The sequence below is a fragment of the Seonamhaeicola algicola genome (genome assembly GCF_007997385.1).
GTDB lineage: Bacteria > Bacteroidota > Bacteroidia > Flavobacteriales > Flavobacteriaceae > Seonamhaeicola > Seonamhaeicola algicola.
Map to the genome: position 1 here is coordinate 422,056 of NZ_VOSC01000033.1, position 11,943 is coordinate 433,998.

Consider the following 11,943-nt stretch of genomic DNA (forward strand, 5'->3'; position numbering starts at 1 on the left):
TGGCATTAAATTATTTCTTACGTGCATTTTCCTTTTCGTACTTTTCCTTCTGTTGTGCATCAATAACCGCAATGGCCGTCATGTTTACAATTTCATCTACACTAGCACCCAACTGTAAAATATGAACTGGTTTGCGCATACCCATCATAATTGGCCCAATAGAATCAGCTTCATTTAACTGTTTTAATAATTTATATGTAATGTTTGCCGCATCTAAATTTGGAAAAATTAAGGCGTTTACTTTTTTACCTACTAATTTTGAAAACGGAAATTTTTCTTTTAGCATTTCATCATTAAGAGCAAAATCGGTTTGCAACTCACCATCAACAACCATATCTGGATAATAACGATGTAAATATGAAACAGCTTCTCTTACTTTAGATGCTTTTTCATTTGATGATGAACCGAAGTTTGAATAACTTACCATAGCCATTACAGGGCTTAAACCAAATAATGAAATGACTTTTGACGTCATTTGAGCAATTTTAGCTAAATCTTTTGATGATGGATCAATGTTGATAGACGTATCACTTAAAAATAGAGGCCCTCTTTTAGTCATCATTAAATTTGTGGTAGCTATTTTTGAAACACCTGGCGCCATACCAATAAGCTCTAGCATAGGTTTTACCACCGTTGGATAACTACGTGAGTAACCTGATATTAACCCATCGGCGTCACCTTCATTTACCATCATTGCAGCAAAGTAGTTACGTTCACGCATTAAACGTTGCGCTGAATAATAGGTTACACCTCGGCGTTTACGTTGCTCCCAATATACTTTTGCATATTTGTTTTTACGCGGGTTTTCTTCTTCTGTTTTTGGGTCTATAATTTCAATATCGGCATCAAATTCTATAGATTCCATTAACTCTTCAATGGTTTCTTTTCTCCCTAATAAAATAGGAATTGCAATACCTTCTTCATGTACAATTTGCGCAGCTTTTAAAACATCTAATTGGTCTGCCTCAGCAAATACTATACGCTTAGGGCTTAATTTGGCACGGTTTAAAAGAAGCCTTACCAACTTATTATCAGACCCTAAACGCTCTAACAATGTATCTTGATATTTTTCCCAATCTTTTATGGTTTTTTTAGCTACACCAGATTTTATAGCTGCTTTAGCTACTGCTGGCGGCACTTGGGCAATTAAACGCGGATCAAAAGGCTTTGGAATTATATAATCTCTACCAAAGGTTAGTTTAGTTTCGCCATAAGCAACATTAACTTGCTCTGGTACTGGTTCTTTTGCTAATCTTGCCAACGCTTTAACCGCTGCCATTTTCATTTCTTCGTTTATGGCAGTTGCTCTAACATCTAGGGCGCCTCTAAAAATAAACGGAAACCCTAAAACATTATTTACTTGGTTAGGATGATCACTACGGCCTGTAGCCATAATAATATCATCACGGGTAGCTATAGCTAAATCGTATTTAATTTCAGGGTCTGGGTTTGCCATGGCAAAAACTATAGGGTCTTTAGCCATAGATAATAACATGTTTGGTGTTACAATGTTTGCCATTGAAAGACCAATAAACACATCGGCATCTTGCATTGCTTCATCAAGCGTGTCAATTTTTCTGTGGGTGGCAAATTCAGCTTTTTCAGGTGTTAAATTATCTCTATCATCTCTAATAACGCCTTTACTATCAAGCATTACCATGTTTTCTTTTTTAGCACCACAGGCTTGATATAACCTTGAACATGAAATGGCTGCTGCACCTGCTCCACTGATAACTATTTTAGCGTCTTCAATGTTTCTTTCGGTAAGTTCAATTGCGTTTAATAATGCTGCCGCAGAAATAATAGCAGTACCATGCTGGTCGTCATGCATTACAGGTATATCTAATTCTTCTTTTAAACGGCGTTCAATTTCAAACGCTTCAGGAGCTTTAATATCTTCTAAATTTATACCTCCAAATGTTGGTGCTATATTTTTTACAGTTTTAATAAACTCATCAACATTTTCAGTATCAACTTCAATATCAAACACATCAATGTCTGCAAAAATTTTAAATAACAGCCCTTTACCTTCCATAACTGGTTTAGAGGCTTCCGGACCAATATTACCTAGACCTAATACGGCTGTTCCGTTTGAAATTACAGCTACTAAATTACCTTTTGATGTGTAACGGTAAACATTATCAACATCTTTATCAATTTCTAAACATGGCTCTGCAACTCCGGGTGAATATGCTAAAGACAAATCTCTTTGGCTTGCATATTTTTTTGTTGGCACTACTTTAATTTTGCCTGGTGTTGGTTTTGCATGATATATAAGTGCTTCTCTACGTTTACTTTCTTCGCTCATTGTGTGTGTGTTTTTCTTCTCTTTTTATTAAGAACCGAATGTTTTAACTAAAACTTTATTTGATACTAAAGTATGTTTTTTAGAACTTCAAATATAAGAATACTAAAAACTTAATCATGTAATCTTCAAATAATATTAATAGCCTTTTTAACAAACACAACCTCTTAGCAAAAAACACTGTAAATATAGACTTAACAATGATTTACATTACAGTATAAAAGACTTAAAAAGCTGTCCTCAAAGTTATTGCAATGTAAATTTAATGTTAACAAATTGTAAATTAAAAGTAAAATTAGTAGTTTTGCTAAAAATTAATAGCCCTATGAATTTACTTAACAACATTAAAAGACTGAAAAAAAAGGTATTATACGAGTATTGGATTTTGACCATAAAATTAAAGTTATACGCTATAAAATACAGGCGAGCATTAGAAATGCCGTATGCATAAAAAAGGCGTTTTAAACTTAATATTTTATTTTAAAAAATTAATATTACGGGTTAAACCTGAAAATTTGGTGCGCTTTACTGCCGATTTTTTAAACACTTTGCGGAAGGTTTCTTCGGTTATTTCTTGCCAATCTTTTTTACTCATTGACAATAATTCTGGATGCGGATTGAACAATGGCTCATTATGTGCTTTTGAAAAACGATTCCATGGGCATACGTCTTGACACACATCACACCCAAACATCCAATCGTCAAATTTACCCTTAAATTCTGAAGGAATATTGTCTTTAAGCTCAATAGTAAAATACGAAATGCATTTACTACCATCAACCACGTAAGGCTCGGTAATAGCTTGTGTTGGGCAAGCATCAATACAAGCCGTACAGGTGCCACAATGATTTGTGGTTGGCGCATCGTATTCCAAGTCTAAATCAATTATTAATTCGGCAATGAAATAGAAAGATCCTACTTTTTGGGTTAGTAAATTACTGTGCTTACCAACCCATCCTAAACCACTTTTAGCAGCCCAAGCTTTATCTAAAACAGGTGCAGAATCTACAAATGCTCTTCCATTTACATCTCCAATTTCATCGTGTATAAAATGTAAAAGTGCTTTTAATTTATCTTTTATAACAAAATGATAATCGGTTCCGTAAGCGTATTTAGAAAGTTTAAGGGTACTATCTGTTTGAGTTTCTTCAGGAAAATAGTTTAGTAAAAGAGACACCACACTTTTTGATCCTTCAACCAACTTTGTTGGGTCTAAACGCTTATCAAAATGGTTTTCCATATAACGCATTTCTCCATGCATGTTATTGTTTAACCATTTTTCTAACCTAGGAGCTTCTTCTTCTAAAAAGGTTGCTTTACTAATACCACAAGACAAAAAACCGAGGCGTTTTGCTTCGGTTTTAATAAGTGTTGTATAATGTTGTTTTTTATTATTCAATAGTAAAAATTATATCTAAACTACAAATAAATAGTTAAATTATATAATTTTTAATTACACCCCATATCTATTGAAGATTGGGAATCGGCATTTGGAAAGCAATTACCTGATGGTAGTTGATTTGGCACATACCTAATTAGGTTAGCATCATACAAGCTTTTTTCTAAAAACGTTGTTAATTGTTCTATTTCTGCTTCTGTTAATCCTAACGGTGTAAATTGTGCTGAGAGTTTGCTTGTTGGTACATTTTCATTTTCTTTTACAGCGTTGTTTTTATAAATAACAACATCTTTAACCGAAGAAAAACTACCACCATGACCTAAAAAATTGACATCTTTTAAATTATAAAGTTGCGGTGTTTTAAACTTATAATCATCAGCACTGTTACCTGTAAAACCTCCGCGCCCTTTTTGGGTAGCCTCATCAACTATTCCTGCAACGTTATTACCAGACAAATCATTCATACCCAATGCATGAAAGCCCATACCATTTAAACCAGGCCCAGAATGACAGGTGTAACACTGCCCTTTTCCAAAAAATATTGAAGCGCCTAATAATTCTTCATCACTCATGGCTTCAAAACTTCCTTTTAACCACATTTGAAATGGAGCTTTATTGGGTAACAATGTTCTTTCATAGGCTGCTATTGCCAAACCTGCATTTATTCTAGAGTAACGCTTATTTAGGCTAACTTTAGGAAACGCCGCATCAAAAAGGGTTTTGTACTCAGTAGTTTTAATAAAGTTTTCATCTATTGAAAGCCTGTGAACATTTAATCCTGCTATAGCCTGAATTTCTACGCCTTCAAACCCTAAATTATTTTCTGCTTTTGGTGTATTGGGCGTCCAACTTGCTTGTGTGTTTGCATTTGTTCCTGTTGCTCCAAATTGACCATTCCAAAGCATAACATCTTGGTAGGCAACATTTAAAACAGATGGTGTTCTAATGGGTTGTACATCAATTTTATCTGAAGTGTAACTTGATGCCATTACCCTACTTTGTCCTTTATATCCAAAACCAAATCCTCCTTCTCCAATTCCTTGCTTTATTCCACTTTGAAAACCCGCATCAACATGATGGCATGATGCACAAGAATAAGTATTCATACCTTCAGTTTGGGTAGGGCTTTTTGCTAAACCTGTTTCATGGTATAGTAATTTGCCTAGGTTAACTTTGGCCTGTGTTATTGGGTTTTTTATATCATTTGGAATAGCCAAATAATCATCTGAATCTGGTAATATTAAGTTTTCTTTTGAACCGAAAAGTTGGTTTAACTGCTTTTCTAGATTAGTTTGTAGCGTTATATCAACATAATCATCTTTATCTTTTTCACAAGATGTCAAAGTAACTAATAAAAGAATTAGTATAAACGTAGGCTTTAAAAATTTTGTCATTATAGATTGAAGGCTTATTTAAAGCCCAAACTTAAACAAGGTTATAAAAAACCTTACAGATTATTTGACAAAAAGCTTAAAATACTAGTTTATAAGTTAAACTGAATGATTTTACAGATAAATAAACAGGTGTTTTTAAAACAAACCGCCTTGTATATTTCCTTTTATTTTACCTAAATGTTTATAGGCTAACTCAGTAACCTCACGCCCGCGAGGTGTACGTACAATAAAACCTTGTTGAATTAAAAAAGGCTCGTAAACCTCCTCTATTGTTTCAGGACTTTCGCTTACTGCTGTTGCTATGGTTGTAATACCTACGGGGCCACCTTTAAACTTGTCTATAATGGTTGAAAGAATTTTATTGTCCATTTCATCTAAACCGTGAGCATCAACATTTAAAGCTTCTAAAGCATATTTGGCTATTTTAATGTCAATTGTACCGTTACCTTTTATTTGCGCAAAATCTCTAACCCTACGCAATAAAGCGTTTGCTATACGTGGTGTTCCACGGCTACGGCCTGCAATTTCAATAGCTGCTTCCATAGAAATTGGTACATTTAAAATAGAAGCACTCCGTTGTAAAATTGTGGTTAGCAAATCGGTTTTATAGTACTGTAATCTACTTTGAATACCAAAACGGGCACGCATGGGTGATGTTAGTAAACCTGAACGCGTAGTGGCACCAACTAAAGTAAACGGGTTTAAGTTTATTTGAACTGTACGCGCATTAGGCCCTGATTCTATCATGATGTCTATTTTATAGTCTTCCATGGCAGAATATAAATACTCTTCTACTATAGGGCTTAACCTATGAATTTCATCTATAAACAATACATCACGATCTTCTAAATTTGTTAATAAACCTGCTAAATCTCCTGGTTTATCTAAAACTGGGCCCGAGGTTACTTTTATACCTACATTTAACTCATTAGCTAAAATGTGCGCTAGTGTTGTTTTGCCTAATCCTGGAGGGCCGTGAAACAAGGTGTGATCTAGTGCTTCACTTCGTAAATTAGCTGCTTGTACAAATACTTGAAGATTATCTAAAACCTGATCTTGCCCTGTAAAATCATTAAAGGCTAATGGCCTTAATTTTTTTTCGACATCTAACTCGTCTGAAGAATAATTTTCATTAGAAGGGTTTAGGTTTTCGTTCATTCAAATAGATATAATTAATAAGGTTGAAACACACTAAGGGTAAACAAAGATACACAAAAAGCCTTTCTAAATTAAGAAAGGCTTTGTCAAAATAATTTGGTTGATTAGGGTTGGCTACAGGGTTTATTGTAATATTTTAAACTCACACCTACGGTTTATGTCATATTCTTCATCACTACACTTATCTTCTTCTGTACATTGGTTAAGTGGTTGTGTTTCACCATAACCTACACTTGTTAATCTGTTTTTGTTGATACCTTTCTTCACTAAATAATTTAACACTAATGCTGCTCTTTCTTCAGATAGTTTTTGGTTATATGGTGCAGGTCCACGGGCATCTGTATGTGCAGATATTTCAATATTTATACTGTTGTGTTTATTCATTAAATCTACTAAAACATCTAATGTTTTGGCTGCCTCGCTTGATATTTCAGAAGTATTATAATCAAAATAAATTTTATCTAATTTTACAAGTAACTCGCCTTTTTCATTTTGATGAATACGCTCTTCAGCTACAGTAAGCGACTCTAGAGCAATATCAATATTATGTTGAGGTTTACCGTACTTTCCTGTTAAAAATTCTAGTTCTTGTTCTATGTAAGCTTCACGACTTGCTCTAATTTTATAAACCTTGTTTGGTTGTAGTTTAAAGATATAATACCCATTTTCACCAACAATAGTATCTTTAACTAGTTTGGTAGATTGATCAATAATTTCAACTAAAGCATTAGCTAATGGTTTGTTGCTATTTTTATCTTTTACAATACCTTCAACTTGATATTTTGATAAGGGGTTTTCGTTTCTAACAAAACTATACATTCTATCATACCCTGAACGATTTGATGACACGTAACCTAAGTTATTTTTTTCTCTAATTACATATGCAAAATCATCTAGATTACTGTTTATTGAGCTACCTAAGTTTTCTGGCTTTGTGTATACACCGTTATCAAAAGTGCTACTAAACACATCTAATCCGCCATAACCTTCATGACCAATTGAAGAAAAATACAATACATTATTTTCACTTACAAACGGAAATTGCTCACGGTGTTTGGTATTTATTGTATTGCCTAAGTTTTCTGGTTCGCCGTAGGTACCATCATCATTTATTGCAACTTTATAAATATCAAAACCACCTATTGTACCTGGCATATCACTAGCAAAATATAGTGTTTTCTCATCAATGCTTAATGCAGGATGCTCTGTACTGTAACTGTTTGATGTAAATGGTAAAGCAGTAACATTGGCCCAAACACCATCAACTAATTCAGCTTTATAAATTTTAATATGTGCAATACGGTCTGCGCCTGTTTTTTTGCGTGTTGTATTGGTTCTATTAAAGTACATAGTTTTGCCATCTTTTGTAAATACAGCATTACTTTCATGTGATGATGTATTTATTGTTTCAGGAAACGCTTGTACATTAACAATAGTGTTATCACTATTTAAAGTGGCACTATATAAATTTAAATAAGGTAAATTATTCCATGCATATTCAGGGTTATCAGTGCTCCTAGCCGATGCAAATGCAACTTTATCATTTCCGTAGAACGACAAACCAAAATCACTACTTGAGCCTTCATTTACAATTTGCTGAAGTTTGAATACATGTGGTGCTTTTTTATCAGTTGCTTCTATAAATGCCGTTGTATTTACGGGTTTGTTATAATACATGCTTAAATGTTTATCGGCTTCTTTGTATTGTTTAACGCCTTTAAGAGCTTGTGCAAACCTAAAGTGATATTCAATATCAATAGAATCTCCGTACGTTACAAACAGCTCTCGGTATGTTTTTATAGCATTTTGCAAATTGGCGTTGTAGTAATAACTATCGGCCAAATTTTGCAACACCTCTTGGTCTCTTTCTTTGGTTTCATAAATTTCAGCAGCTTGGGCATAAGCACGCATTTCAAAAAGTTTATTTACGCGCTTTAAATTTTTATTTTGGGCAAAACCTAATCCGCTAACTAATAATAGGCTTGCAAGTATGTATGTATTTTTTTTCATGTTTACAATTATTAAATGTTAGAAGAATCTTGGTGAACGATCATAACCGCCTTTAAATCCAAATAAGTCAACATCAAAAAGTATGAATATTTCATGAGATCCTGAGTTGTAATCACCTAGATTATTGGTTGTAAAGTCATAAGCATAACCCACTTTTAGTTCTGGCGTAATTCTAAAATTCACCAAACCACTAATAGCATCTCCTAAACGGTACCCTAAACCAGCTTCTAGTTTTTCGTTTATTAAAACGTTAGCTGTAACATCAACAGCCATAGGGGCACCTTTAACAGCTCTAGCCAAAAAAGCAGGCTTTAGTTTTAGGTTTTTATCAATATCAAATACATAACCACCGGTAAAGAAATAATGTACATTTTCTACTCCTGTGGCAGTTATTCCGTTTTCATTTTCAATATGTTTAGTTGATAGCATGTTTGGAGCCGATATTCCTAAGTAATAATTATCAGCAAAAAAGAATGCACCTACACCTAAATTTGGAAATGCTTTACTTATGTTTTCATCAAAGGCTTGGTCTGAACTTGAGCCACCCGATTGTAGCATTAAATCATTAAAATTAGTATCAAAAAGAGTTACACCTGCCTTTAAACCAAAGGATATTTTACTTTCAATTCCAACTGGAAGCACATAAGCAAAATCTGCATAAATGTTATTTTCACTAACAATGTCACCAATATCATCGTTAGTAAAAGAAATACCTAATTCAATTTTATCGTTTACTGGTGTGTGTGCAAAAAAGGTTCCTGTTTTTGGGGCACCTTCTAACCCAACCCATTGTGTACGGTATAAACCACCAAGGTTTAAAATACCTTCATTAGCAGTTGCATAAGCCGGATTTATTACACTCATATTATACATGTATTGTGTAAACTGCGGATCTTGTTGTGCTACGCTTTGTAAAGACACTAATGCCAGAACTAACAAAGCAGCTATTTTATGATATATATTTAAATGTTTCATTTTCTGTAAATTTTATGTATCTATAAATTATCTGCTTAAGTATAAGCGTCCTTGTTCTGGTTTATGTTCACCGTCGTTAAACTTAAAAATGTAGAAGTAAACACCCACTGGCAAATCTCCTTTTATTAGGGTTCTAGACTGATTTGACGTACCATCAAACCTTGGGGTATTAGCATTACCTTTATAAACTACATTACCATTACGATTAAAAATTTCAATTTCGAAGTTTGGATATAATATTGATAAATTATCAACATTATACGTGTCATTTACACCATCGCCGTTAGGTGAAAACCCGTCTGGCAACTCAACCTTACCACAACCAGTAATATCTGGTGTTACTGCTAAGCGCACACTACTCTCACAACCCGTTGCTATGTCAACTAAAGCAGCGTAATAAACTGTTGTTGTATTGCTTAATGCATCTGAACTTGATAATACTGTACCTTCAGACGCTTCATCATACCATACTACATCATAAGCTGACGCATTGTAACTTATATTATTTGTAAGCTCGCTAATAGTAGGGTTATCATTAATACAATATGTTTCATTTGCATTAGTTAAAGTAGGTGTTGGCGCATCATTAATTGTTACATTTATTTGTACTGGTTCAGACTCACAACCTGATACGTTGGTTTGTGTTACATAATAATCTTCACCATTAATTAAAGATTCTGTACCTATTAAAGGCATTGTTAAAGCAGCGTCTTCGTACCAATTTATAGTTCCTGATGATGTAATATTGCTATCTAAATCTGATACTATTGGCTGGTTTACTGCACAAAACTCTAAGTTATTACTTATAACTGTTGGCATTGGGGTGTTGTTTACAGAAACAGTAACACTTGCTACAGCATCTGGAGCACAAGGCGATGTTGCTGTAACCGTATAAGTGTAGGTATTGGCTGTATCTAGAGCAGGATCAAAAATTCCTGTACCGCTTGTTAAAGCTGGAGACCATGTACCACCACTTTGGGCAGCTGTACCTAAATATGTAAATAAATCTACTGGTGCATCGGTTACACATAAGTTTATACTGTTATCTGTACCTGCGTTTGGTGCTAGTGTTACTGAAACTTCAATACTACTTGAGAATGTACCACAAGCATTTGATAAGGTATAAGTATATGTTCCTGGAGCATCTACTAACGGATTAAAAACACCTGTTGCACTATCCATGGCTGGTGACCATGTACCTCCAGCATCAGGATTACTTCCCAATTGAGTAAATAAATCTATGTTACCATTATTGCTACATAAATCTAAAGGAGCTCCATCTGTTCCTGCATTTAAAGGGGCTTCAATAGTTACTTCAATAGTAATACTATCGTCAACGCAAGGTGCAGATGCCGTTACGGTATACGTAAAATTATAGGTACCTGCAGCTACTCCTGTTGCGTTAAAAGTATTACCTATTAACACACCAACATTATCATCATTTGACCATGTTCCGCCGTTATCTTGCGTACCATCTAATCCTGTAAATAGATCAATAGTAGCATTACTATTACAAGCAACTATTGCTGTTGTATTTAAAGCGCCTGCTGTTGGTGTTTGGTATATTGCTACAGTTACAGCTGTTCTTGTTGAAGATTCGCACCCTGTAGTTGCATTTGTTTGTGATGCGTAATAGGTTTGACCATTAGCTAAGGCGGTTGCTACATCTAAAGGTGTACTTCCTGTTGCAGTGCTGTACCATTGTACTGAATTTCCAACCGCAACTAAATCTGCTACGGTAGCACTATCACAAAACTCTTGTGGAGAAGCCGCTGATGGTGCTGGTGTATCATTTATAATAATACTAACTGTTACGTTTACATCATCACAACTGCCAATTGCATTAACATCAAATGTGAAATTATAAGTACCTTGGGCTAACCCATCTAAAGTAACTGTATTACCTGATAAAGCACCTGAAGCATCATCATCTATCCATGAGCCAGTTTGATCTTCACCCTCTATTAAATCGAATAAATTATAGGTTTGTCCTGTTGTAATTTCAGAAACACAAAATTCAACAGGTGCATTGGCGGTTCCAGATTCTGGTGCATCGTCTATGGTAATTACTACTGTACTACTGTTTGTACATCCGTTAACATCAGTAATGGTATATGTATAACTGTAAGAACCAATAGCTAACAATGTTAAATCTACATTACTACCTGTTAAAGCGCCTGATGTATCATCATCTGTCCATGTGCCGCCTGCATCTTCTCCTGTTAATTGACTAAATAAATCTAACGGTGAATTTGATATTACATCATTTTCACAAAATGCTACGGGTGCTGGCACTCCTGTATTTGGTAATGGGTTTATTATAACACTTACTGTTACGTTTACATCATCACAACTGCCAATTGCATCAACATCAAATGTAAAATTATAAGTTGCCGGTGCTAAGCTTGATAAGTCGGCTATGTTTCCTGTTAACACGCCTGTTGCATCGTCATCTAACCACGTTCCTGTTTGGTCTTCATCTGCTAGTAAATCAAATAAATCATAGTTTGATGGTGCTAAGCCTTCACAAAATTCAACAGGTGCATTGGCGGTTCCAGATTCTGGTGCATCGTCTATAGTAATTACTACTGTACTACTGTTTGTACATCCGTTAACATCAGTAATGGTATATGTATAACTGTATGAATCAATTTTTAATATTGTTAAATCTACATTACTACCTGTTAAAGCGCCTGATGTAT

At 34.5% G+C, this 11,943-nt stretch carries 7 protein-coding genes; all 7 read right to left on the minus strand.

Annotated elements, in window-relative coordinates:
* Window positions 1-10: 10 nt before the first annotated feature.
* Window positions 11-2,308: an NADP-dependent malic enzyme gene (locus tag FUA26_RS15485; protein ID WP_147138228.1), complete on the minus strand. Its 2,298-nt coding sequence runs from the start codon at window positions 2,306-2,308 to the stop codon at window positions 11-13.
* 472 nt (window positions 2,309-2,780) lie between these two features.
* Window positions 2,781-3,704, minus strand: coding sequence for a tRNA epoxyqueuosine(34) reductase QueG (queG, locus tag FUA26_RS15490; RefSeq protein ID WP_147138230.1), 924 nt, complete (start codon window positions 3,702-3,704; stop codon window positions 2,781-2,783).
* Between the two features lie 50 nt (window positions 3,705-3,754).
* Window positions 3,755-5,098, minus strand: coding sequence for a cytochrome-c peroxidase (locus FUA26_RS15495; protein WP_147138233.1), 1,344 nt, complete (start codon window positions 5,096-5,098; stop codon window positions 3,755-3,757).
* A gap of 135 nt (window positions 5,099-5,233) precedes the next feature.
* A complete protein-coding gene (gene ruvB, locus FUA26_RS15500; protein ID WP_147138236.1) occupies window positions 5,234-6,256 on the minus strand; it encodes a Holliday junction branch migration DNA helicase RuvB in 1,023 nt (340 codons plus the stop codon).
* A 123-nt stretch (window positions 6,257-6,379) separates the two neighbouring features.
* Complete coding sequence (locus FUA26_RS15505) at window positions 6,380-8,266, minus strand: OmpA family protein (RefSeq protein ID WP_147138239.1); 1,887 nt, start codon at window positions 8,264-8,266, stop codon at window positions 6,380-6,382.
* Window positions 8,267-8,284: 18 nt separating this feature from the next.
* On the minus strand, window positions 8,285-9,241 hold the full coding sequence (locus tag FUA26_RS15510) for a PorP/SprF family type IX secretion system membrane protein (protein ID WP_147138242.1): 957 nt from the start codon (window positions 9,239-9,241) through the stop codon (window positions 8,285-8,287).
* A 27-nt stretch (window positions 9,242-9,268) separates the two neighbouring features.
* A partial coding sequence (locus FUA26_RS15515) for a gliding motility-associated C-terminal domain-containing protein (RefSeq protein WP_186826932.1) occupies window positions 9,269-11,943 on the minus strand: 2,675 nt, incomplete at its 5' end.

What these genes read in the sequence shown, in the direction of transcription:
- FUA26_RS15510 (WP_147138242.1), bottom strand. Translation starts at nt 9,241, where the DNA reads ATGAAACATTTAAATATATATCATAAAATAGCTGCTTTGTTAGTTCTG.
- FUA26_RS15495 (WP_147138233.1), bottom strand. Translation starts at nt 5,098, where the DNA reads ATGACAAAATTTTTAAAGCCTACGTTTATACTAATTCTTTTATTAGTT.
- FUA26_RS15505 (WP_147138239.1), bottom strand. Translation starts at nt 8,266, where the DNA reads ATGAAAAAAAATACATACATACTTGCAAGCCTATTATTAGTTAGCGGA.
- ruvB (WP_147138236.1), bottom strand. Translation starts at nt 6,256, where the DNA reads ATGAACGAAAACCTAAACCCTTCTAATGAAAATTATTCTTCAGACGAG.
- FUA26_RS15485 (WP_147138228.1), bottom strand. Translation starts at nt 2,308, where the DNA reads ATGAGCGAAGAAAGTAAACGTAGAGAAGCACTTATATATCATGCAAAA.